Source organism: Nostoc sp. C110 (assembly GCF_043099725.1).
GTDB lineage: Bacteria > Cyanobacteriota > Cyanobacteriia > Cyanobacteriales > Nostocaceae > Nostoc > Nostoc muscorum_A.
In genome coordinates, this window is the sequence record NZ_CP171148.1 from 3095943 (window position 1) to 3117590 (window position 21648).

Consider the following 21648-nt stretch of genomic DNA (forward strand, 5'->3'; position numbering starts at 1 on the left):
CCAAACAAAGTTTCCTTAGCAGACTACTAGAGCGCGTTGATGATGTAGTCTATGTAGGAGTTGATCTCAAGTCCAGGATCGCCTGTTAAACCATGATTAGCCTTGATATACTTGAGCGCTTCAGCATACCAACTGGGAACCAATTCAAAGCTGCTGTGCATTTCAGCCAGACCTGCCAACATATAATCATCAGCAGGGCCCGTACCGCCTGCAATCAGGCAGTATTGAATTATCCGCACATAATAGCCGATGTCGCGTAAGCACTTGGCTTTGCCGCGAGCATCAGAGGCATAGTTGTTGCCTTGCATAGTGGTGGTATAGGGGAACTTTTGGTAGACTGCATTCGCAGCACCTTCAGCCAACTGTTGAGCTTTCAAACCCAGCTGCTTTGCTGCTTCCAGGTCTGCGGTAGCCAAGCGCAGGCGACCAAATGCAATTTGAAGTTCGACGTTGCCTAAGTAACGACCTTGAGAATCAGCAGATCCAACCGCTTCAGTCAATTGTGTTTTCATTTTAATGATATTTCCCTAATGTTTCAAAAAGTTTTATCTGGACAAAGCTTTAGTGCCAAAGAGAATTAGTTGGAACGTCTCTTTGAAAAGGTGACAAGCATTTGAGAATTTTGTCTGAAAAAATGCGTGTGAGTCTACAGACTTTTAGCTTACTGCTGCTGCTGCCCGATCAAAGTAGCTGGATAATTCAGCCATTAAAGAGCTACAGTCACCTGGTTGGATATTGTTGCGATCGTTGGCGATCGCAATGGCAGCTTCTTTCATCTTGATGATGCTGATTCCCGTGGAAGGCCCAGGAACACCCAAAGCCAAATAAGTTTCACGCAGACCATTCAAACAGCGATCGTCCAGAACGCTGGAATCTCCCAGGAACATCGCATAGGTGACATAGCGCAAAATGATGTCCATATCGCGCATACAGGCAGAAACCCGACGGTTAGTGTAAGCATTTCCACCAGGAGCAATCAACTGGGGCTGCTCTGCAAACAATGCACGAGCTGCATTGGTGACGATCGCTGAAGAGTTACTTGTAATCCGGTTCACAACATCGGTGCGCTTCGCACCATCTTTAACCACAGCCAACAAAGCATCAATTTGCTCGTTACTGACTAACTGACCACGAGTATCGGCCTGGGAAACAACCTTGGTAAAGGCATCTAACATTAATCCAGTCTCCTAAATTTGTTCAATTGAGTAAAGTTATGTCTCAAAACTGAGAGGTTCAGTCTTTGTAATCTGTTTGTACAATGCAGTGAGAAACATTTTTATGAAAAATCATTGATACCTTTCGCATCAATGAGAGTTTAAGGTAATTGCACTCATGTCTGCGAGGGTGCAGAAAAAGGAGACAAATCCAACTGGGAAACTGCGTTTCGGACAGAGAACTCAGCAGTTCATCTCTTACCCTTAGCTGCAATTTTTGTTTCATTGATACTATTCTTTACACTCGAATTATTTCAAAAATGTTACATTCGCCATCATTTTCTGGCTGACTCTCGCGATCGCACCCGTTTCCCTCAAATCGGAATTTCTGGGGTGATTACCAAACCTTTTAAACCCAACTCTATTTACAAAGAAGTTATAGAAATTCTGGGTTGGGACAATTAATTTTGAGATTTTGTAACAAATTCTATATCTTCATTAGTTTTTTATGTTTTGGATTTATCTTTCTTAGTTACAGATAAAAATATTTTGAATGATAGTAAAGTCTAATTAAATGAAATGAATATAGTAAAGGAGGTAAATACAATTAGCAAAACGATATTGCTAATTGATGATGAATTGAATGTGCGTGAGATAGTAAAACTTTGCCTCCAAGATTTAGCTGGTTGGAATGTGGTGACAGCAGATTCTCCATTAGAAGGATTACTGAGTGCAGTACGTGATAGTCCCGATGCGATTGTATTAGATATCTCAATCCGTGACACTGCTAGTTTTGAACTTATAAATAAAATTAGAAATAATCCAGAAACTCAAGCTATTCCTGTAGTTTTGCTTAGTGCTAAAGTACGATGGCTGAATTCGCAAATTCTGCGACAGTATCAAGTTGCAGGTATAATTCTTAAACCTTTTGATCCAGTTACCCTGCCTGCTCAGATTGCTACACTGCTGGGTTGGGATTTTACTTCACTAATAAATTAAAAAAGTGTCGCTTTTCCACCCCTATCTAAAGCTGCGTGTAGCTTGCTTCTTTGCAGGAGTAAGCGGTTCATTCTGTTATCCCTCAAAATTAATGCGATAGACCAGTAATATTCTCCATACTGTATGGGCTGTGAAACCGCGTGTTACCCTAAATGACCAAAATAGCTTTATGATTCTCTACAAAACCATATTTGAAAATATTGTGGTAGTAGACCTAAATATTCTCAAACTCAGTCTGAAATATAGTAAATTACCTTAAAAGTGATTCTTGCAATCTGGGTATTGAACGTTCTTTCAGGGTCAAAGAAAGTGCAGGGAGATGAAAAGTATGGCTGAACACCCATTTCATGACCAACTCGGTTTAGAGGAACAAGCTGAGAAGCTTGGAAAGCAAGCAGTAAGTTTGGGTCTGATTCCCAGTTTTGTGGTGCATTACTTTCCAGATACTTGGGTATTTTATATACCTAATGAAAGTCAATCAGAAGCGCTGACACCAGAAGAGGCATACTTTCGTTTAAAGCAACTGGTTAAACAGTAGATACTTTAACGACAAATTTTTGAAGATAACAGCTAAGTACTGTAATTGTACAGCTAAGTACTGTAATTGTTAAGTAACAGTAGTTATGGCGAAACCTGCAATTTTAACCGTCGATGACGATCCAGAAGTGTTGCAAGCGGTGTCACGAGACTTGCGGCATCAGTATGGCGATCGCTTCCGTATTGTTCGGGCAGATTCCGGTATTACCGCTCTGGATGCGGTGCAGCAACTCAAATTACGGAATGAAGCAGTTGCTTTATTCTTGGTGGATCAAAGAATGCCCCAAATGGGAGGTGTGGAGTTCCTTGAACAGGCAAAAGTTATCTTTCCTGATGCAAAACGTGCTTTGCTGACGGCCTATGCAGATACGGATGCAGCAATTAAATCAATTAATAGTGCCAGACTTGATTACTACTTACTCAAGCCTTGGAATCCACCAGAAGAACGGCTATATCCGGTTTTGGATGATTTACTAGATGACTGGCTAGCGGGATTCCGCCCACCCTTTGAAGGGATTCGAGTCATTGGTAATCGCTGGTCGCCTTTTTCCCATCAGGTAAAAGATTTCCTGGCGCGTAACCAGATTCCCTACAAGTGGTTGGATATTGAACTGGAGCCGGATGCAGCCAAATTATTAGAATACGCAGAAGCTGATGGTAGACAGCAATTACCCTTGGTGCTGTTTCCCGATGGTTCCAGATTAATCCAACCATCTAATTTAGAGATTGCCGCTAAAATTGGGCTGCAAACCCAGGCAGAGCGACCATTTTATGACTTGGCGATCGTCGGTGCTGGCCCTGCTGGACTGGCAGCCGCAGTCTATGGCGCTTCTGAAGGATTGAGTACGGTGTTAATTGAGCGTGAAGCACCAGGCGGTCAAGCAGGCACAAGTTCGCGCATTGAAAACTATTTAGGATTTCCTGTTGGCCTGAGCGGCAGCGATTTGGCCAGGCGGGGAGTCACTCAGGCGCGGCGATTTGGGGTAGAAATCCTCACTCCTCAAGTAGTAACTGGAGTTAAGCTGCAAGATCCTTATCGGGTTCTGCAATTGGCGGATGGTAGTGAGATTAGTTGCCATGCACTTTTAGTTGCAACCGGAGTTTCCTACCGTTGGCTAAATGTCCCAGGAGCCGAAAAGCTGACAGGAGCCGGAATTTATTACGGTGCTGCCATGACTGAGGCGATCGCCTGTAGCAATGAAGAGGTTTACCTCATCGGTGGGGCAAATTCTGCTGGACAAGCAGCAATGCACTTTTCTAAATATGCCAGCAAAGTGATTATGCTGGTGCGGGGCGAGTCGCTTTCATTGAGTATGTCCCAATACTTGATTGACCAAATTGCGGCGACTGCAAATATCCAAGTTTGCACAGGTTGCAGCGTTGTGGAAGTCAAGGGAGATGAACATCTAGAAGAAATTGTGATTGCCCATGCCAAGACAGGACAAACTGAAACCATGCCAGCGCGATCGCTTTTTATCTTCATCGGTGCTATCCCCAAAACTGATTGGCTCGATGGTATTATTCGACGCGATACTCAAGGATTTATAGTCACAGGCCCCGACTTAACGCAAAATGGCAAATCTCCTCCAGGTTGGCCTTTAGAACGCTCACCTTTCTTGCTAGAATCCAACGTTCCTGGCATCTTTGCAGCCGGAGATGTGCGATCTGGGTCAATTAAGCGGGTGGCATCCGGTGTGGGTGAAGGTTCGATCGCTATTCAATTCGTTCACCGCTACCTGAGCAATGTTTAGCTGGAACAGGAAAAACTAAGGAGGTTGATTCATGTTGTGTATTGAAGAATTGATCAACTTAGACCCGTTTCAACAGCTTTCTCAAGAGCAATTGGAGTGGGTTTGCGATCGCGCTCAAACAGTTGAACTTTCTGGTGGAGAAGTGTTGTCCCATGAGGGAGACCCTGCATGTCGCTTATTTATCTTAGTCAAAGGTAAAATCAACATCACCCGCCGCAGTGAAGGAGTTGAAATTCCCATCGGGCAACACGAAGCCCCATCCTTTTTTGGTGAAATTCCAGTACTTACAGATGAACCTGCACCTGTCACAATGCGGGCATTGACAAATTGCCACCTCTATCAACTCAATGGAGAAGATTTCCGTAAACTGCTCCATGAATGTCGTAATTTCGAGCGGATGGTTTTCCGCATTATGGAACGTCGGATGCGGGGATTAGAGTCTTTCATTCGGGGACGGGAAAAGATGGCAGCTTTAGGGACACTTGCCGCCGGTCTAGCTCATGAACTCAACAACCCAGCCTCAGCCCTCGTTCGGACTTTAGGAGAAATGCCGGCCGCCATCCTGGAACTACAACGAATGAACTTAGTTTATGGGCAACGCAATGTTGAAGAAGCCCATACTCAAGACTGGTTGAGAATCCGGGATCAGGGCTATGATGCAATTTTGAATAATCGCCTAGATCCAGTGACATTAAGCGATCGCGAAAATGTCTTGCTGGAATGGTTAGAAGATTATGGTGTGAAGCAGGCATGGAAATTAGCCGAACCTTTAGCAGAAGGTGGTGTTGAGGTCGAAACCCTAGATAAGATGATGGAACGTTGGCGCAACGACGAGACTGAATTGCGAGAAATGGGATTGCACTGGCTATCGCTCTCATTTGAAGTCATGTCAATGATTAAACATGGTTTACGAGGAGCCGAGAGAATTTCCGAACTTGTGCAAGCGATGAAGTCATACTCTTACCTCGATCAAGGCGTTCAGCAAGAAGTCGATGTGCATCAAGGTTTAGAAGATACATTGCGACTGTTTGTTCATAAACTCAAGTGCGGCATCCAAGTACAACGTAATTACGAGCAACATCTTCCCAAAATTCTTGCTTATGGGAGTGAACTAAATCAGGTGTGGACGAATTTGATTGACAACGCTATTGACGCAATGGATGGTAAGGGACTGCTGGAAATTACAACACACCATTGCGATCGCTTTGCCCATATTGACATCATCGATTCTGGTAGTGGAATTCCACCTGAAATTAAAACCCGCATTTTTGAACCTTTCTTCACCACCAAATCAGTGGGGCGTGGTTCAGGACTCGGCTTGGAAACTGTTCGCCGGATTGTAGAAAATCGTCATCACGGTACGCTCTCATTTGAATCACAGCCAGGTAGAACTTGTTTCACTATTTGCTTGCCCAAGTCAGCCCCTTTAGGGAATTAAAAATTAAAAATTAAAGATTAAAAATTAAAGACAATCAGTGGGAGCCTGTCTGACTTTTCACGGCATCTGGAAAACCTCACTTCTATTTCTCTCTCCAACTTAGCTACGGTGTACACACAAGTACTATCTGAAAGGGTTTCAGGCGTTATAGACCCCTTAAATTGTCATTACGAGCGCAGTGATAACGGAGCGAAGTAATCACATAATCCTGTAGTTAAAGTCGATTGCTTGTCTGCGACACGCTCTTGCGAACGTCGTTCCTCCTCTCTACGAGACGCTGCGCGAACGCTCCGGACAGGCTTCAAGAGCGATCGCCTCCGGCGGGCGGGTACGCCATCGCACAATCCTATTGCTAGATGACGAAACCAAGTGTCAGGTGGAATTTCACGACTTGTGTGTACACCGTAGCTCCTAAAAGGAGAGAGACTTTGAATTTTCCCCCTTCCTGCGTCGGGAAGGCAGGGTGGATTAATTGTCGGGAGAGAAAAACTTTTCTGACTAGACGATTGGACTCATAGGTATTCTGAAAGAGGATTCGGAGTGGTCAAATAGGGCATCAAAAATCATTTGAAGTTGGTTAGCCATCAGCCTTAACGCTTCGGGAAGAGTCCGACAATGTAACTGACGAGCGAGGGAAACTAAAAACTGTCTGACCATCGCCCAATTAGCTGGTGAAAAACCGCCAGTATGAATACAGTTATCTTCATTCAAAGTTACATCCTTGAACGGCAGTCGCCTCAAGTCGGGAAACCCGCCCACAGCGCTGCCTCCCCAATGAAGTTGATTTTCGATCGACCAATGGCCACGAATAAAGAGAGCGAATTCTGAGGCTGAACAATTTAAGCTACTCAAATAAAAGTGTCGCGCCAATTATCACGATTGTAGTTAATATATTTGTCCTACTAATTGGCATTGGTATTTGGTTCCGACTGAAATGGCCTTGGTTATTTTTAGGAACATTGCTTTCCTTTTTTGGTAATGCTTTGCCATCAGATACAGTAGGTACACTTGCTGGTAGTGCATCTGAATTTGTTATGGTTATAGGTTTACTGTTAACTAAGGAGTTTTCCCAAAAAACGAAACAAAAAAGTATAAGGGAAAGTCTGTTGATAAACAGGTAACTTATGAAAAAAGTAATTATTATCTATCCTGGAATTGGCGGTGCGGAAACTGCGCTTGCCCTAAGTTGTGCTGGTGTTGAGCCTGTTAAATTTAATAAGATTAATTGTGTAAATATTCTTTACATTTAATCTGATTTCATTCATTGGCTATTAATGCAGTTCGCTACAATAAAATATAGTTTTTCTCTCTGAAATCTGAAAGAAATCTAAGGTTTTATATGATTATGCGCCTTCCCATAATTGCTATCACCTTTCTGGTTGCCAGTCTTACTACAGGTACACTTTTGAGTGTTGCTGCTCCAGCTTCAGCTCAGGAAATAATAACTTGTTCAAGCCAGAATAATCGAAGGAATACTTGTTCGATAAATGCAAGAGGTAGAGTGAGGCTTATCAGGCAATTGTCTAACGCCAGTTGTAGAGGAAATTGGGGCTATGGAAGAAATCGTATTTGGGTGAAAAATGGTTGTCGAGCTGAGTTTTCAGTTGGCGGTCGTAGAAACGGCAGATATGACAGAAACGACAGATATGACAGAGACGATAGATATAACAGAAACGACAGATATGACAGAGACGGCAGATATAACAGATAGTCAACGGGCTATTTCATCAACATATAGTGGGACTTACGCAAAAACCCTCTAAAACTCTTATTCCTCCGTGACCTCTGCGCCCTCTGTGGTAGCCTGCGGCAAGCCACTTCTCTACGAGACGCTACGCGAACGTGTCTACGTTTTCCGTTACCCGTGCGTAAGTCCTAATATAGGACTTATATTTGATTGCGTGAAAAAACTCTGTACAACTCAAAAAGCCTTCTTTCTTATTGCCTATTGCCTTCCCACGCAAGTAAAGATGGCTACGCTACGATGCGCGAACAAAAATCAAATCCCGACTTTTTCTCCATAAAAAAGCCCAGTCATCTTTTAACTGGGCTTTTAGCTATCTCAATCAATTATTGGAGGTAAAGTAGTTTCCTCAACATCAATTAAGCAGTAGTTTGCTCTAGATTAACCTTGACAACTTTGTTCTTTTCTTTCTCGGACTTGGGCAGTGTCAAATTCAAAATACCGTTTTTATAATTTGCGGTGACATTAGTATTTTGAACCCGAGCAGATAGAGGAATTACACGTTGGAATTTACCATAGTAGAATTCGCTCTTGGTAGTGCTATTGTTTTGGGTTTTGGTTTCAGACTTGCGTTCACCGCTAATGTGAACAGTATCTTCTGTAACTTGAATATCTAGGTCTTTAGCTTCCAGCCCTGGAAGTTCTAGCTTCAGATAAATTGCATCATCAGTTTCTTGCAGTTCAGCAGCCGGAACTTTGACAGAGCCTTTTTCAAACTGTGTAGATGGGACTCTAGTGTCTCCCAATAGGCCGTTGATGTAACTTTCTAAAGTGTTGAAATCTTGTGCAGAGTTGTAACGAAATAACATATTAATTTATCCCTTGTATCAGTAGTAGTTTTTGGCTCAACCAACTTTGGATTTAAATCCTTGCTTTGATTTCCATAATATTGAGAAATAACAAGTTTGTAAATTCGGTTATTCTCACCAAACAATGGATGATTCCCGCACCCGATTAGGCGGTAAAAAAGATATTACGGTTTACTCGCATTTCTCGGTTCGGTAAACCGAATAATAGCTGTTAAAGGGGATTTGCTTTAACACTAAGCTTTACTTTCTTGCAGGGTCAGCGCGTCTCAAACCCTATTGACAAGCGGACTTGCCTGATCTAGTAATCAGGTTGGAAACAAAGTGACACTATCCGAGCTAGGGTAAGATTTAATCCATCTAGGTGCAAGGTTCGAGTAATGTCAACCGGATTTGAGAACTAGAATTGCAAAACCAAAGCATCTTTTGCACCCAGCATAGATAGCAAAGACATTACCACTAAGTTTCAGGAATATTTCACACAAATAAAAGACCCCAGAGTGAAATTGTCTCCTGACTATTTCTATTTCTTCAGAATACCTTTTATCTAAAACGCTATCATCAAATATTATGTAACCATTGGTATCAGGCTCAACTACCTCTTTCACGTTATCCCAGAGTAATCGAGGTGTTAACTTTTCTCTCTTTAAATAGTAGTTAATTGCATCATGGCTAATAGTCTCCAAATGCTCTGCCAAATTGGTCATCGTATAATTAATTTGACTACTTAATAAGTATTGGCAGTAATTAAGCTTAGTAAATCTCATTCCCGTAAGCAACATTTATCTCATACAACCTCTACCTATTTTCTCATGAATATTTCATGCTTTGCTTCCAATACACCAGCTTCTATTACGAATACAAGGCTTTCGGAATCAGATTTAAATAATACTTATGTACTAGTAATTGGCGATCGCATTGTGCCAGTTGCGTAAGTCCTGATGATTTAGCAGCAGCGCTATCTAGGTAGCTAGTTTCTCCGGCTTTTTTACAGTTGGTGATCGCGGTGATTTCCGTCCAGAAAGATCGTATAGTAAACCCATAAGTGCGGGTACAACAGTGGGAGTCAAAATAGTAGAAAAAGCCAGACCACCTGTTAAAACAATGCCTAACCCTTGATATAACTCTGAACCTTGACCTGGTAGAACTGCTAGCGGCAACATCCCCAACACACTAGTTCCAGCAGACATGAAAATGGCACGTAAGCGATCGCTTGTCGCATTATATAAGGATGCATCAAAATCTTCGCCTGCTTGCTGGAGTTGCAAGGCGCGATCAACTAGCAAAATGGCGTTGTTAACAACCACGCCTGTAAGGATCACAAATCCCAAGGCTGTAATCATATCCAATGCCACATTCATTCCTGGAATCATGTTGGCAATCACTAGGCTCAATAGTGCGCCACTCATACCCATCGGCACTGTTGCCATAATCACCACTGGGTAAAGGAATGAGCGATACAACGCTATTAGTAATAAGTAAGTAATCAAAATCGAAAATGCAAATGCAGCAGCTAATTGGCCAACAGTTGTTGCTAACTGATCTGCTGAACCTGACAGTTCTAGCCGATAGCCTGTGGGTAAACTGGCACGCAGAGGAGCCAGAATTTCTTCTTCGGTACGTTCTACCAGCGTAGCAAGGGGGGCATCAGGTGCAAGGGAAACTGTGAGGCTAATTGAGCGCTCTAAATCAACGTGGTTAATGGCATCGGCTCCCGTTGTTTCACGGATTTCGGCGATATCCCCCAGTTGCACTTGTCGTCCTTGTGCATATAGAGGCAATTGGCGCAGTTGTTCTGGCGTTTCCACAGCAGTATTTTGCAGTTCCACCGAGACATCTAGTTCTTCTTTGCCATCAATGTAATCGGAAGCAACTCGACCACCCAATGCTGCTTCTACCATTAAACCAATTTCCGCTTCCGAAAGTCCTACTTCAGCGATGCGTTCGCGGTTGGGAATCACTTGCAATTCTCCTGCACCCAATACAAAGTTTGAGCGCACATTCTGCACTCCAGAAAGCGATCGCAATTTGCCGGTAATTTGCTTTTCTAAGTCACCAATTTGGTTTAAATCAGCCCCAACAATATCCACTTCAAATTCTTTACCCGGATCGCGGAATATAGAAATCCGTGTCGGGATCACAAAGCGGTATCCAGGAAAGTTACTACTTTGGGCGCGTAACCGATCCACCATATCAGCGAGTCCCGTAGTGGTGGCAAATTCTGATTTTAAGATAGTTGCAATCCCGCGCAGCGCCCCTGGACGGTCAACATACATAATGCGCTCAACTTCTGGTTGCGATCGCAGAAATTTTTGCACAGATTCAGATTGCCGAATTGCTTCGGGGATACTAGTTCCCGGCAAAGGTTCCGCCCGCAAAACAACTAAGTTACGATTTCCTTCGGGTAGATAATCGGCAGGTGGTAAGAGAAAAATACTAGCTACCAATAAAACAATTGGAATCGACAGCACAATTAATCTACGACGAATATGCCTACGTCCCAGTGACCAACTAACGGTAGCGGCGAGAAAGTTTTCCAGTTTGCCTTGAAAATGACGAAATACCACAGAGGTTTTGGCTACCATCCGTTCAAACCAATTACCGCCCCGATATTCTCCACCCTGCATCATTTGCATGGCTTCTGATTGTTTGAGGAACAAGCCCGATAGCATGGGTACTAAAGTTAATGCCGCAAACAGCGAGAATAGAGAGGAGGCAGAAAGAGCGATCGCCATATCGGTGTAGAGTTGTCCTGCTTCACCCGTCACCATTAACAACGGGACAAACACGACTATGTTACTCAAAGTAGAACCGAGCATTGCGCCCCAGACTTCCTGAGTACCATCGATTGCTGCCCGAAGTGCGTTTTTGCCCTGCTGCATGTGGGTAAAGACATTCTCAATTACAACAATTGAGTTATCCACCACCATGCCCACAGAAAACGCTAGTCCTGCCAAACTGATGATGTTCAATGTTCGTCCAAATGCAGACATAACAATGAATACAGCAATTGTGCCAATAGGAATAGTAATGGCAACTACAGCAACAGTTCGCATTGAGCCAAGGAATAGAAGTAAGACGATAGTTGCTAGTAATGCTCCACTGATCAAGTTCTCTCCAACGAAACTTACTGATTGATTGATGTACTGGCTTTCATCGTAGTTGTAAACAAAGCGAATACCTTGGTTTTGCCGATCAAATTCAGTTTGCAGTGCCGCAATTTCCGCTCGGATGCCTTTAGCCACCTCTGGCACATTCGCCCCAATTTGCCGAATTACACCAATTGCTACCCCAGGTTTGCCGTTGAACACCAACGCACTATCTTGGGGTTTGCGTCCCATCTGTACTTTTGCTACATCCCGCAAGTAAACTGTACCCGATTGGTCGCGTCGCAACACAAAACCTTCAATTTGTGATAAATCTTGCGATCGGCTGATTGTGCGGACTCGATATTCCCGTCGTCCGAGAATTAATGGGCCACCCCGAATATCACGGTTGTTTTCTTGAAGGACTCGCACTACATCGCCAATTGCGAGATTGCGATCGCTTAATGCTTTCGGATCAACCTTCACCTCAACTTCTCGTTCTTGTCCACCCACTAATAAAAACTGCCCAGTTCCTTCGACTCGCCGCAAACGGGGAATTACCACTTCGTCTGCTAAGTCTCGATAACGGTCTGCATCTGGTTTAAATCCTTCTTTGGTATCAAAGGGAATCCACATCATCGGTGAACTGTTACCACCCACTAGTTCTACATTCGATTCCTGCGCTTCTGGAGGCAAGCTTTCCACCTGCTGTAAGCGGTTGAGAACATCTATCATCCGTTCTCTGGCGTTGGCATCCTGAGCAAATTCTAAGGTAATGCTGCTGCGTCCAGCACGAGAAGTACTACTAATTTCTTGGACACCTAGCACCTCTTGCATCTGTTCTTCGATGGGGCGGGTAATCAGGTCTTCTACTTCTGTTGGCCCTGCGCCGGGATAGGTAGTTGTGATCGTAATTTCAGGGCGATCACCTCCTGGCTGCAATTCTAGTGGTAACTTTAGTAATGAGAAGACCCCGAACATTCCTACCAAGCAAAACAAAACAAAAGTTCCATGTCGCCAACGAACGGCGGTTTCAATAAAATTCATATTAATTTGTAATTCAGAAAATTATTTTTAAACTGGGTTTCCAGTATTTTGAAGGAAAGGTTAAAGGAGAAAGAGACGATTCTTCCTCTTTAACCAACTTCTGCAAGAAGTTTATGGAAGCGTAGTACAACCTATGTTTTAAGTTGGATCAACTATCTTTACAGGCGCACCATCTTGCAATCCATCACCGCCACGTAGCACAATGCGTTGACCAGTGCGTAAAGTGGGATGATAAATTGCGACATTTTTACCCATGTCAGAAACCATCTCGACTGGAATTTGTTTAGCTTTGCCATCTGCAACTGCAAAAACTAGCCACTCGTTTTGTCTTCTAGTTAATGCATCTCGTGATACCACAAAACTGGAGCGATTCGAGGGCATATTCAAGTTACCTGCGATCGCCATTCCTGGTATTAATCCTGACGGGGGTTTGTTAATTTGGACACGCACCATCTGGCGACGAGAGGCAGTATCAGCAGAAGGGACGACAGCAGTAATAGTGGCGCGTTGTTTCCATTGCGGTAGGGCGCGAGTTGTGAGATCGATTGTCATCCCTGGGGTAACTTTACCACTGAGTTCTTCAGGTAACTCTAGGAAAATATCGAAGCGATCGCCTGCTACTAAGGTGACAATTTGACCAGAACTTTGGACTAAATCACCATTACTGATGTGGCGAGTCTGCACTATTCCCGATTCCGATGCCAGAATCCGCGTGCGCTGTTTTGCTAATTCTGCTTGAGCTAAGGTGGCTTTAGCTGCTTCTACATTTGCCCGTTGAGCAGCGATTTCTTCTTGAATTGGCCCAGCTTTAGCTTCGGCAAGTTCTGCCTCGGCTTCTAACCGTTCTCCTTGGATGTTATTCAATTGTGCTTGGGCTTCCACTAACAATCTTTGAGATAAAGCACCCTCTTTCACAAGATCGCTGGTGCGTTTCAGGTTATCCTGTGCTTCCAGTTCTCTCGCCTTCGCAGATGTGACAGCCGCTTGCCGTTGAGCAATAATTTCTTTTCGAGTACCAACTTCCAAACGTGCCAGATTGCTCCGTTGTTGTGCCAGTTGCGCTCGTGCTTGGCTAATTGCCAATTGCTGATCAGTATCATCCAGTAAAGCGATCGCCATTCCTACTTTCACGCGATCGCCTGGTTGCACTGAAATTTGCTTGACAATTCCACCAGTTTGAGCACGGATTGTTGACTGCTGAGTTGCTTCTACTTGTCCCAACAACTGGACACTTCTGGTAGCACTTCCAGTTGCGAGGGAGATTGTTTCAATTGGTTTTGGAGGTGGCCCTTGCTGCTGTGCCACAGAAGAGCGTGGTGTGCCACCAGGAGCGAACATCCGCCAGAGGATAATGCCACCGGTTGCCAAAAATGAAATCAGCAATCTCCAGAACCAAGGTTTACCCGAACGAGTAGGTGCTAACTCAGAAGGCACAGAACTATCTGATTGGGTTTCAACCGTTGAAACTTCAGTTTCAGAGGTATCCATAGCGATTAACGGTGGGCTACTGAGGGTTAAGGACTAACTATTAACCGTTGAAGGTAAACAATGAATAGTTCAATGTTCGCTATCAACAGTCAATTATTTAGATAAAAGTAAAATTACGTTACTTTTTTGTAGTTTATTGCACAAATATGACAAAGAAATGTCAAGGATAGTCATTGGTCATTAGACCTCTTGCATAAATCAAAATTGAAGAAGAATTCAGCTATTCTGAATGGGCTTCGCCCCGTTGCGCTAACAGGAGTCAGCAATCTTGACGCTCGTTCCTCTCTACGAGACGCTGCGCGAAATTGCAGTGATGGTTAAGGTGGGGTAAAACTAAAGCTAAAACCTTAGTAAATCAGGTTTCAGGTGAGGTTTTGAGAATTTATGCAATAAATAGATTGAATTCGGGTAGTCGTTTATTGAATTCGGGTAGTCGTTTATTGAATTCGGGTAGTCGTTTATTGAATTCGGGTAGTCGTTTATTGAATTCGGGTAGTTGTTTATTGAATTCGGGTGGTCGTTTATTGAATTCGGGTAGTCGTTTATTGAATTCGGGTAGTCGTTTATTGAATTCGGGTGGTCGTTTATTGAATTCGGGTGGTCGTTTATTGAATTCGGGTAGTCGTTTATTGAATTTGAATATGAAATGCAAAAATCAACTCTTCTCAACTCTTACTCTCTGCGTCTTTGCGCCTCTGCGTGATACAAGTTCATATTTCCACTCAGCAACGCCAAAAATCAAGGGTTTTTAACCCACGGAGGTGGGTTTTGTCTGTATAGCCGCGACTTCCAGTCGCCAGGGCTAAAAAATCCTCAATCACAAAGACGTGATTCATCGCGTCTCTTGCCTTAATGCATCGACTCAACTATTAATTCTTTAACGCGATCGCGTGGTAAGCCTAACTCCTGACTAAGAGCAGTTTCAAGTTTACTTATATCTGTGATGGGAAATTCAAATACTATCATTGTGAGAACTGAATTACTGGTTTTAACGTTCACCCGTGAAATTCCTTCTTCGGGGAAAATTTCCACCTTGATTGCTACTATCCTTTTCATAATCTGTCGTGCCGATTGGGTATCTGCTAGCAGATATTTTTTGGTGAGATTGGAGTGACTTAAAATCCGATCTCCAACAAAGCCGCTTCCCAGCCAAAAAACTAACCCAATCAACGGCAAGGACAACCAAAATACAAAGCCTAACGATCGCAACACTTGAAAAAATTGGAGTTGCTGCATGGAAGATATAGGGTTGAGTATTTACCGTTAGTTTTGCGTCATCCTTTTAGCTTAATCTTAAAATTAGAAAGCGAAAATTATGGCAACCTGAGTAAATGGGATGTTGATCTTACTAGTCGAAGATGACCCATCGCAGTTAGAGCCACTGCGGGCAGCCTTATTGAAGGTGGGACATACAGTCGATGCGATCGCAGATGGGGAAACAGCACAATGGTTTGCCTTTCGCAAAGACTATGACTTGCTGATTCTAGATTGGATGTTGCCTAAAGTGAGTGGCGTAGAATTGTGTCAAGTATATCGACGCGCAGGTAAGCTGACTCCTGTATTGATGCTGACGGCAAAAGACACGGTTTTAGATAAGGTAATGGGTTTAGATGCTGGAGCCGATGATTACTTAGTAAAGCCTGTGGATATCCTAGAGTTATTGGCACGAGTCCGGGCATTAAGAAGGCGATCGCCTATGTGGCAAGGAGATATACTTAGCTTGGGCGATTTGCAACTTCATTTATCCAGTTTGACGCTCGAACTTGGTTTGTTGACAACTCAACTTTCTAGCCGGGAGTTTCAATTGATGGAGTATTTAATGCGTCATCCCCGCCAAGTCTTATCTCATAATCAAATTGAGCAAGCCCTTTGGAGCTGCGGAGAGGAACCAGAAAGTAACGCAGTTACTACCTTAGTTCGCCGCTTGCGCCAGCGTCTACAAACCATTGGTGTGAAAGATTGGATAGAAACAGTGCATCGGATGGGCTATCGAATAAATCCGCCTTTCTAAGCCGTTAGGGGGCAGGGGGCAGAGGGGCAGGGGAGCAGGGGGGGCAGGGGAGCAGGGGAGCAAGGGGGCAGGGGAGCAGAGGAGCAGAGAAGGAAAAACTAATGACAAATGACCAATGACCAATGACAAATGACCAATGACAAATGACCAATGACAAATGACAAATGACCAATGACAAATGACAAATGACAAATGACAAATGACCAATGACAAATGTTTGATCATAGCCGTCGTAATCTCGCTCACTGGTTTGCCCTGTCAATGGGTGGAATTTTGTTCGCTTTTGCAGGGGTAGGCTATTGTCTGAGTATAGAAGAACAGTTGCGGGTTTTTGACGATGAACTCTTTTCACAAAGTAAAACCTTTGCTGCCAAAACCCAATACTCGCTTTATCAAAGTCAATGGCAAAATCAGCGCGGCCAAACTCCTGTAGAAAGTGATGCATCCTTGAATGGCGGGCTAATGTATGCGCGGTGGTATAACTCTAATAAACAACTTTTGCAGTTTGTCGGTTCATCGGGTGGCAAACAGTTGACGGCAGAACCTGGATTTCAAACGATAGAAGCACCAATAAGCTCAGAGTTACCTACTACAAAAACCTGGTTTCGCCAAGTTACACTCCCTGTTTTGGAAGGTAAGGTGCTGATTGGCTATTTCCAAACGGCAGTTCCAATGAACTCTCTACGCGTTGGACTAAACCAAGCCCGCTTGTTTTTAACTTTCGGGGTTCCTGTTACCTTTGGTGTAATAGGCATTACAGGTTGGTTTTTAGGTGGATTGGCAATGCGACCAAGCCTGCGTGCTTATAAGCAATTGCAGCAATTTACAGCCGATGCTTCTCATGAATTACGCGCACCCGTTGCTACAGTATTGAGCAATGCCCAAGTTGCCTTGATGCCCCCGGAAGACCCCGTGGAGCAAAGATTGCGGTTGCAAAATATCGCCCAAACTGCTAAGTCCATGAGTACGCTGATCAACGATCTGCTTTTCCTGTCGCGTCATAATGGCTCCCTTGCGGAAACCGGATTAAAACCCGTTGATTTGTGTGAGATATTGCGATCGCTTGCCCAGGATTTCGCAGCCCTTGCTCCTGCTCAAAGTCTCAATTTTAATGCTCACCTTCCAAAGCATCCCATCATGTTAAAAGCCGATGCTAATTTGCTCAAACAAGCTGTAATTAATCTTCTGACTAATGCCTTCAAGTACACACCAGCAGACGGTAAGGTAGAATTACATCTTTTTCCCCAGTCTCACTACGCAATCATTCAGGTCAAAGATAACGGGATTGGCATTCCGTCCACTGATTTGCCATACATATTTGATCGTTTTTATCGTGTAGATACTGTCCGATCTCGGCAAACAGGTGGCTTTGGACTTGGACTGGCGATCGCTCAACAAATTGTGCAACGATACGGAGGGCAAATTACTGTAAATAGTATGCTAGGTCAAGGCTCCACATTTCAAATTAGCCTTCCCCTGAAACTTTGACAAAAATAATTCAAAATGTTTTTCGCTTTCGACGGCGTTGTTGTGTGAATAGGCAAAATGGTAAATTTTACATATCGCCTATGTTGGTTCGCCACTTAGCCCAAAGATGAAGACGAAAGCCCAGTATAAAGTTAAGAATTGGAACGCTTATGATGCTGCACTAAAGCAGCGAGGCAGTATAGATTCCTCGGAAATTACATCCAATTGTCTCAACTCACAAAGTAACTGGGCACTGTTGTTTATATTTGGGTTCTGACACTTCGATTCTCAAAGGGCTAGAAAACAAACCAGAAGCTGCTAAACACTATTGGCAGGAATTGTTTCGCGAGATTCTGGACTGTACGCCAGTTTATGCCCATATTTGGCAACCTGGAGATATTGTGTTTTGGGATAACTCCCAAGTTATGCATACGGGTATGCCCTACAATCCAAACAAATATAAGCGAATTGCTCTCCGTGTTGCTGTTATGGCCAATAGCTGAAGTTGAAGACAACTGCGGGGTTTGGCGGGGTCAACAAAAGAATTCTAGCCCTCAATTAGTTCCGTTATTGTGTCCCCTTGCGGGGTGATTAGTTTATGCTATCAAGTCCAAATTCTACCAAGTAGAATCCCTTGAATCCCACAATTAATCACTTACAGCATTGTTGACAGATGGCGTGTTAGAAACGGATGGTGCGCGAGATTTTACCCAACGGACAACAGAAAGTCTTTTACAGTGATGATTGCTGGAAATAGAATTATCACTCAGTTGGAAAAATCGGTAATTCAATCTCAAGCGATAGCGATCGCACTCTGGTCCAATAGCTGCTGAAGATTGCACTCAGAATTTATCGGGATAAGTTCATGAACAACCAACCGAATCACAAAAACCTTAGCCCACAAGAAACGCCATGTCCTATCTGTGGCTCACAAAATTTTGTTTGGGGTCGTACCGTTGGAGAATCAGTAAGTCAGTGGGTGTATTTCCGTGCTGATGGGGCTGGGTGGGGGGAAGGCGAAAAGCTACGGGCACGTAAATGTAGAGATTGTAACAATGTTCAGTTATTTACGTATGATTAGCTGTCAAGACAAACGAAACTAGCCTTGAAGCTAAAACCAGCACTCCAGTTAAAATTTGTCGCAGATTTCAAGCAGGTGCAGAACCACCAAGCGCATTTCTGTAAGCATCAGCAGTTTCTATGCCAAAACCACCAGCTTGAGCATGACGGAGTAGCGATTGTACTATCGGCATCGCAATACTCATGCCAAATAAGGCATTGAAACCTGCAATAACGACTGGTGCAGATAATACAACTGTAAATTCTGGAAATAAAGCCAATACAGCCACTAAGACCAGAAAAACAATCGGTGTCGCAATACCTGCTGCCTTTGCCACTTCTACAATTAAATTTTTATACTCTTCAACAGTAATATCGCCCCGATAAAGATCCAAGGAGTATGAAATCGCTGTGACTATAACTTGGGTAAGAATAGCGGTTCCTGTAGCAGTGATCCCAAACTTAGCAATTGTTCCTGAATTGCTGACAATAGAATCTACGGCATTGTAAACCCGAATATAAAACTGCTCCCCAACAGTCATTACTTCGGCTCCGCGACGCAGATTATCAACACCTACTTCCCACAGGATGTTGTCAGAACCATTTGAGCCACCTTGAGAGCGTGGAATGATATGGCTCCCATGTTTATCGCTCAAGAATTCACGAATAGTCCGTTCGTTAGCTCCTAGCTTTGATGTACCAGGAATTTTCTCAAACAGCTTCATGACATCTGTATCAGAACGAGGTAAATCTCCGGTTCTTAGACCAGCACGATGCCTGAATCTATTGGCAATCTTGGGCATCTCTAGGGCTAATTCCGCAGCAGTCCTCGGCAAGTTTTGCAAAGCCTCAGCTATGGACAGACTCGAAGTTGTCACACTAATAGCAGTGCCTTCTAATGCTTTACTCACATTTTGTACAGCTTGAAAACCTTGCTGTGCTGTTGCAGGCAAATCAGTAATTGCATTAATACTTGAGGTGGTAATTTCTATAGTAGTATTCTTGATTCCATTAACTACTTCTTCTATCCCCTTCGCTGTATTATTTGCTGCTTCTAGCGCTTTATCTTTGAGCGTATCCGCCAAATTTCGTGCTTGGTTAATGAAATCCATGTTTTAGTAAACTGTTGTTTTGACGATTTAGTATTTAGTTCAGCTTCTCCCCTCAGGGTAAGAACCACATCAGCATTAATCATGAACTTCCAAAGGGATATTTAAAGAGATAGTAAGGAATTTATAAATTTAGGTTGTGCTAGCTTAGAAATTGAACTATGGAGATAGTTTAGCTGTTTTATTAACTATATTAGGTAGATTTTTTATTGATACAGCAATCAGCATTATATGAGCCAGTTTTTAGCTTTGGTATTCTGTGCTTGAATTGAACAAAGAAAGCGATCGCTGCTCATCAAAGGGTTGAATCTGCATTTGATGTCTTTTCAGTTGGCAAATAGCAGATTAACTCTCGAATAACAATTTTTCTAACCTTTTTACTTCGCCTGATGTGAGTAAAATTCTTATTGGTTTAAAATTGATACTTTATAACCTAGCGTTATTGTATAAAGAGAGTGTCTGATATTCTAACTGGAAACATATTTAGCTCTGCGTTCCTCCCTTCTTCGTTGTTTATAGTTACTAACCTGATATTTAAGCCACATGAACGGGTAAATATCTCCTGCTAAGTGAAAACCTATAGACCCAATAAGTCCTACATCTGAATAAAGCAATGTTACAGTGAAAATACAAAAAACAATATGCGTAATAATATGTAGCATTCCTTGATAAATATGATTCCCAACACTTACAAACAATCCCAAAAAAAATGCCAAGTAATAATTATTTGTATATAGGCTTAATTGATGTACTAGTACTCCACGAAATATCAACTCTTCTGTTATTGGATTTAATATACATACGGCAATCATAAATAATATTTTCTGAACCTTTTGTCGGGGCATAAGCCTTACAGCAACGAGATAAGCATCATTTTCTACAATTTGGCTGACTCTCAAAAGCTTTAAAAGCTTACTTAAAACTAATACGAATATAAAATAGGAAATTAAGCCAATTGTTAAGGAAATTACTGGGAATATTTCAAATTTTAAACCAACTGATGGCGCATCCCATCCTATAATATAAGTTACAGAAAAAAAGGAAATTAACGAAATTTGATTCCATAAAATATAAAAGCCAAAACCAGATTTGGGCCTTTCTGCTTTTCGTTGCTTTTTAATTAATCGCCTTTGAGCTATGCTGTTATATAAATACACCATACTTATAACAGCTACAAAGAATAGAACACAATTAGTTAATGGAGGTAATTCAGTTTTCACGATTATCTTTTATTGGGTTCAAGCAAGTTTAAATCCATCACGGCAACCATGTCTTTCGCATAACGCGTTGTAAGCCTTGGCATCTGCTCAAAGTCGCGGATACGTGTTGATGGTGCGGTAGTACTTGGGGCTGCTTTGGAATAAGGAGTAAGTCATTTTGCTAAGTTAATTTATCTCAAATCACTCTTCTTCATCTGTCACATCGCTGTATGCGGAATCATCCACAGCCAATACAGGCTTGCCCATAGCAGCTTCGATTTTGGCAAGTATCATCCTTTGACGCGATGCCATAAAACCCTCAAAGTCGTCTTGTCGAAGTGTTATTGCGTCGATTTGATGAGTTGCCAGAATTGCATTCATACCTGCATCGTCTAGCTGAACACTGTCATGCTTTTGAAGTTGAACCAGATATTCACTTGGAGCTTTACCGCCAATCATGCGATTTGCTTTAAACGATATTGGAGTTTTGTTGAGGATAGAGTTATAGCGAGATGCGGGAATACCCTGCTTGTCACACCAACTTTTGGGGAAAATGTGATGAATATCTAGTCTGCGTTCTTCCCAATCACTTTCATCCAAATCCCGAATAGTGGACTTCCAAAAGAAATCTTGAGAACCTTCACGTTGAATCAAGGTATTGATACCCTTATATGCAGCACTAGTTCGGGAACGCAAAGTCCCTAAACGTGCAGGATGCATTCAAAACTTTTATTGCAGTTGTCAACCGTAGGC

At 42.9% G+C, this 21648-nt stretch carries 24 protein-coding genes and 1 pseudogene; 13 read left to right on the forward strand and 12 right to left on the reverse strand.

The genetic code is table 11. The annotated features are described in order from the left end of the window. Positions 1–26 precede the first annotated feature (26 nt). Together ACFFRD_RS18910 and ACFFRD_RS18915 are read right to left on the reverse strand one after the other, a co-directional pair. A complete protein-coding gene (locus tag ACFFRD_RS18910) occupies positions 27–512 on the reverse strand; it encodes a phycocyanin subunit alpha (RefSeq protein WP_392482712.1) in 486 nt (161 codons plus the stop codon). A 144-nt stretch (positions 513–656) separates the two neighbouring features. Next, positions 657–1175 carry a phycocyanin subunit beta gene (locus tag ACFFRD_RS18915; RefSeq protein WP_163928744.1) on the reverse strand — a complete coding sequence of 173 codons (519 nt, stop codon included), beginning with the start codon at positions 1173–1175 and terminating at the stop codon, positions 657–659. A gap of 264 nt (positions 1176–1439) precedes the next feature. On the opposite strand from ACFFRD_RS18915, the gene ACFFRD_RS18920 reads away from it, so the two are divergent. The 5 genes from ACFFRD_RS18920 to ACFFRD_RS18940 all read left to right on the forward strand — a co-directional run bounded on the left by ACFFRD_RS18920 (position 1440) and on the right by ACFFRD_RS18940 (position 5879). After that, positions 1440–1619, forward strand: a complete 180-nt coding sequence (locus ACFFRD_RS18920) for a hypothetical protein (protein WP_392482713.1) — start codon at positions 1440–1442, stop codon at positions 1617–1619. Positions 1620–1733: 114 nt separating this feature from the next. Further along, on the forward strand, positions 1734–2153 hold the full coding sequence (locus tag ACFFRD_RS18925) for a response regulator (protein WP_163928745.1): 420 nt from the start codon (positions 1734–1736) through the stop codon (positions 2151–2153). 328 nt (positions 2154–2481) lie between these two features. Next, positions 2482–2691 carry a hypothetical protein gene (locus ACFFRD_RS18930; protein ID WP_194143480.1) on the forward strand — a complete coding sequence of 70 codons (210 nt, stop codon included), beginning with the start codon at positions 2482–2484 and terminating at the stop codon, positions 2689–2691. A gap of 85 nt (positions 2692–2776) precedes the next feature. Then, positions 2777–4441, forward strand: a complete 1665-nt coding sequence (locus tag ACFFRD_RS18935; protein ID WP_392482715.1) for an FAD-dependent oxidoreductase — start codon at positions 2777–2779, stop codon at positions 4439–4441. Between the two features lie 31 nt (positions 4442–4472). Then, the gene (locus ACFFRD_RS18940) at positions 4473–5879 is read left to right on the forward strand and encodes an ATP-binding protein (protein WP_392482716.1); all 1407 of its coding nucleotides are present in this window, start codon (positions 4473–4475) and stop codon (positions 5877–5879) included. Between the two features lie 498 nt (positions 5880–6377). On the opposite strand, the gene ACFFRD_RS18945 is transcribed toward ACFFRD_RS18940, so the two are convergent. Then, positions 6378–6638, reverse strand: coding sequence for a hypothetical protein (locus ACFFRD_RS18945; protein ID WP_392482718.1), 261 nt, complete (start codon positions 6636–6638; stop codon positions 6378–6380). A gap of 365 nt (positions 6639–7003) precedes the next feature. On the opposite strand from ACFFRD_RS18945, the gene ACFFRD_RS18950 reads away from it, so the two are divergent. From ACFFRD_RS18950 to ACFFRD_RS18960, 3 genes and pseudogenes are all read left to right on the forward strand, one after another. After that, positions 7004–7129: a hypothetical protein gene (locus ACFFRD_RS18950; RefSeq protein ID WP_392482719.1), complete on the forward strand. Its 126-nt coding sequence runs from the start codon at positions 7004–7006 to the stop codon at positions 7127–7129. Between the two features lie 95 nt (positions 7130–7224). Beyond that, positions 7225–7458 (forward strand): annotated as a pseudogene (locus tag ACFFRD_RS18955) (DUF3011 domain-containing protein); the annotation flags it as partial. Position 7459: 1 nt separating this feature from the next. Then, complete coding sequence (locus ACFFRD_RS18960; RefSeq protein WP_392483272.1) at positions 7460–7642, forward strand: hypothetical protein; 183 nt, start codon at positions 7460–7462, stop codon at positions 7640–7642. A 340-nt stretch (positions 7643–7982) separates the two neighbouring features. On the opposite strand, the gene ACFFRD_RS18965 is transcribed toward ACFFRD_RS18960, so the two are convergent. Together ACFFRD_RS18965 and ACFFRD_RS18970 are read right to left on the reverse strand one after the other, a co-directional pair. Further along, positions 7983–8432 (reverse strand): Hsp20/alpha crystallin family protein, encoded by a 450-nt coding sequence (locus ACFFRD_RS18965; RefSeq protein ID WP_392482720.1) that lies wholly within the window; start codon positions 8430–8432, stop codon positions 7983–7985. 380 nt (positions 8433–8812) lie between these two features. Beyond that, entirely contained in the window at positions 8813–9136 is a 324-nt protein-coding gene (locus ACFFRD_RS18970) for a hypothetical protein (protein ID WP_392482721.1), read from the reverse strand. Positions 9137–9241: 105 nt separating this feature from the next. On the opposite strand from ACFFRD_RS18970, the gene ACFFRD_RS18975 reads away from it, so the two are divergent. Next, entirely contained in the window at positions 9242–9364 is a 123-nt protein-coding gene (locus ACFFRD_RS18975; protein ID WP_258551411.1) for a hypothetical protein, read from the forward strand. 27 nt (positions 9365–9391) lie between these two features. Here ACFFRD_RS18975 and ACFFRD_RS18980 read toward each other — a convergent pair whose 3' ends face one another. The 3 genes from ACFFRD_RS18980 to ACFFRD_RS18990 form a co-directional block, all read right to left on the reverse strand. Further along, on the reverse strand, positions 9392–12562 hold the full coding sequence (locus tag ACFFRD_RS18980) for an efflux RND transporter permease subunit (RefSeq protein ID WP_392482722.1): 3171 nt from the start codon (positions 12560–12562) through the stop codon (positions 9392–9394). Between the two features lie 138 nt (positions 12563–12700). Further along, the gene (locus tag ACFFRD_RS18985; protein WP_392482723.1) at positions 12701–14050 is read right to left on the reverse strand and encodes an efflux RND transporter periplasmic adaptor subunit; all 1350 of its coding nucleotides are present in this window, start codon (positions 14048–14050) and stop codon (positions 12701–12703) included. An 849-nt stretch (positions 14051–14899) separates the two neighbouring features. Beyond that, entirely contained in the window at positions 14900–15286 is a 387-nt protein-coding gene (locus tag ACFFRD_RS18990) for a hypothetical protein (protein ID WP_392482724.1), read from the reverse strand. Between the two features lie 100 nt (positions 15287–15386). On the opposite strand from ACFFRD_RS18990, the gene ACFFRD_RS18995 reads away from it, so the two are divergent. The 3 genes from ACFFRD_RS18995 to ACFFRD_RS19005 all read left to right on the forward strand — a co-directional run bounded on the left by ACFFRD_RS18995 (position 15387) and on the right by ACFFRD_RS19005 (position 18031). Next, entirely contained in the window at positions 15387–16061 is a 675-nt protein-coding gene (locus ACFFRD_RS18995; RefSeq protein WP_392482725.1) for a response regulator transcription factor, read from the forward strand. A gap of 213 nt (positions 16062–16274) precedes the next feature. Beyond that, on the forward strand, positions 16275–17549 hold the full coding sequence (locus ACFFRD_RS19000; protein WP_392482726.1) for a sensor histidine kinase: 1275 nt from the start codon (positions 16275–16277) through the stop codon (positions 17547–17549). A 245-nt stretch (positions 17550–17794) separates the two neighbouring features. After that, positions 17795–18031: a TauD/TfdA family dioxygenase gene (locus tag ACFFRD_RS19005; RefSeq protein WP_245246081.1), complete on the forward strand. Its 237-nt coding sequence runs from the start codon at positions 17795–17797 to the stop codon at positions 18029–18031. A gap of 144 nt (positions 18032–18175) precedes the next feature. Here ACFFRD_RS19005 and ACFFRD_RS19010 read toward each other — a convergent pair whose 3' ends face one another. Then, on the reverse strand, positions 18176–18370 hold the full coding sequence (locus ACFFRD_RS19010) for a hypothetical protein (RefSeq protein ID WP_147262441.1): 195 nt from the start codon (positions 18368–18370) through the stop codon (positions 18176–18178). Between the two features lie 23 nt (positions 18371–18393). Between ACFFRD_RS19010 and ACFFRD_RS19015 the strand changes: the two genes are divergently transcribed. Beyond that, positions 18394–18609: a hypothetical protein gene (locus ACFFRD_RS19015; RefSeq protein WP_147262442.1), complete on the forward strand. Its 216-nt coding sequence runs from the start codon at positions 18394–18396 to the stop codon at positions 18607–18609. Between the two features lie 67 nt (positions 18610–18676). Here ACFFRD_RS19015 and ACFFRD_RS19020 read toward each other — a convergent pair whose 3' ends face one another. From ACFFRD_RS19020 to ACFFRD_RS19030, 3 genes are all read right to left on the reverse strand, one after another. Beyond that, complete coding sequence (locus ACFFRD_RS19020) at positions 18677–19699, reverse strand: HNH endonuclease (protein WP_392482727.1); 1023 nt, start codon at positions 19697–19699, stop codon at positions 18677–18679. A gap of 464 nt (positions 19700–20163) precedes the next feature. Further along, positions 20164–20916, reverse strand: coding sequence for a CPBP family intramembrane glutamic endopeptidase (locus ACFFRD_RS19025; RefSeq protein ID WP_392482728.1), 753 nt, complete (start codon positions 20914–20916; stop codon positions 20164–20166). A 180-nt stretch (positions 20917–21096) separates the two neighbouring features. Further along, positions 21097–21615: a hypothetical protein gene (locus tag ACFFRD_RS19030; protein ID WP_392482729.1), complete on the reverse strand. Its 519-nt coding sequence runs from the start codon at positions 21613–21615 to the stop codon at positions 21097–21099. Between the last annotated feature and the right edge of the window lie 33 nt (positions 21616–21648).

Coding starts and splice junctions, on each gene's coding strand:
- ACFFRD_RS18925 (WP_163928745.1), top strand. CDS start 1,734: ATGAATATAGTAAAGGAGGTAAATACAATTAGCAAAACGATATTGCTA.
- ACFFRD_RS18935 (WP_392482715.1), top strand. CDS start 2,777: ATGGCGAAACCTGCAATTTTAACCGTCGATGACGATCCAGAAGTGTTG.
- ACFFRD_RS18930 (WP_194143480.1), top strand. CDS start 2,482: ATGGCTGAACACCCATTTCATGACCAACTCGGTTTAGAGGAACAAGCT.
- ACFFRD_RS18910 (WP_392482712.1), bottom strand. CDS start 512: ATGAAAACACAATTGACTGAAGCGGTTGGATCTGCTGATTCTCAAGGT.
- ACFFRD_RS18980 (WP_392482722.1), bottom strand. CDS start 12,562: ATGAATTTTATTGAAACCGCCGTTCGTTGGCGACATGGAACTTTTGTT.
- ACFFRD_RS18960 (WP_392483272.1), top strand. CDS start 7,460: ATGGTTGTCGAGCTGAGTTTTCAGTTGGCGGTCGTAGAAACGGCAGAT.
- ACFFRD_RS18995 (WP_392482725.1), top strand. CDS start 15,387: ATGTTGATCTTACTAGTCGAAGATGACCCATCGCAGTTAGAGCCACTG.
- ACFFRD_RS19030 (WP_392482729.1), bottom strand. CDS start 21,615: ATGCATCCTGCACGTTTAGGGACTTTGCGTTCCCGAACTAGTGCTGCA.
- ACFFRD_RS19015 (WP_147262442.1), top strand. CDS start 18,394: ATGAACAACCAACCGAATCACAAAAACCTTAGCCCACAAGAAACGCCA.
- ACFFRD_RS18940 (WP_392482716.1), top strand. CDS start 4,473: ATGTTGTGTATTGAAGAATTGATCAACTTAGACCCGTTTCAACAGCTT.
- ACFFRD_RS18985 (WP_392482723.1), bottom strand. CDS start 14,050: ATGGATACCTCTGAAACTGAAGTTTCAACGGTTGAAACCCAATCAGAT.
- ACFFRD_RS18915 (WP_163928744.1), bottom strand. CDS start 1,175: ATGTTAGATGCCTTTACCAAGGTTGTTTCCCAGGCCGATACTCGTGGT.
- ACFFRD_RS19020 (WP_392482727.1), bottom strand. CDS start 19,699: ATGGATTTCATTAACCAAGCACGAAATTTGGCGGATACGCTCAAAGAT.
- ACFFRD_RS18990 (WP_392482724.1), bottom strand. CDS start 15,286: ATGCAGCAACTCCAATTTTTTCAAGTGTTGCGATCGTTAGGCTTTGTA.
- ACFFRD_RS19000 (WP_392482726.1), top strand. CDS start 16,275: ATGTTTGATCATAGCCGTCGTAATCTCGCTCACTGGTTTGCCCTGTCA.
- ACFFRD_RS18975 (WP_258551411.1), top strand. CDS start 9,242: ATGAATATTTCATGCTTTGCTTCCAATACACCAGCTTCTATTACGAAT.
- ACFFRD_RS18950 (WP_392482719.1), top strand. CDS start 7,004: ATGAAAAAAGTAATTATTATCTATCCTGGAATTGGCGGTGCGGAAACT.
- ACFFRD_RS18970 (WP_392482721.1), bottom strand. CDS start 9,136: ATGACCAATTTGGCAGAGCATTTGGAGACTATTAGCCATGATGCAATT.
- ACFFRD_RS18965 (WP_392482720.1), bottom strand. CDS start 8,432: ATGTTATTTCGTTACAACTCTGCACAAGATTTCAACACTTTAGAAAGT.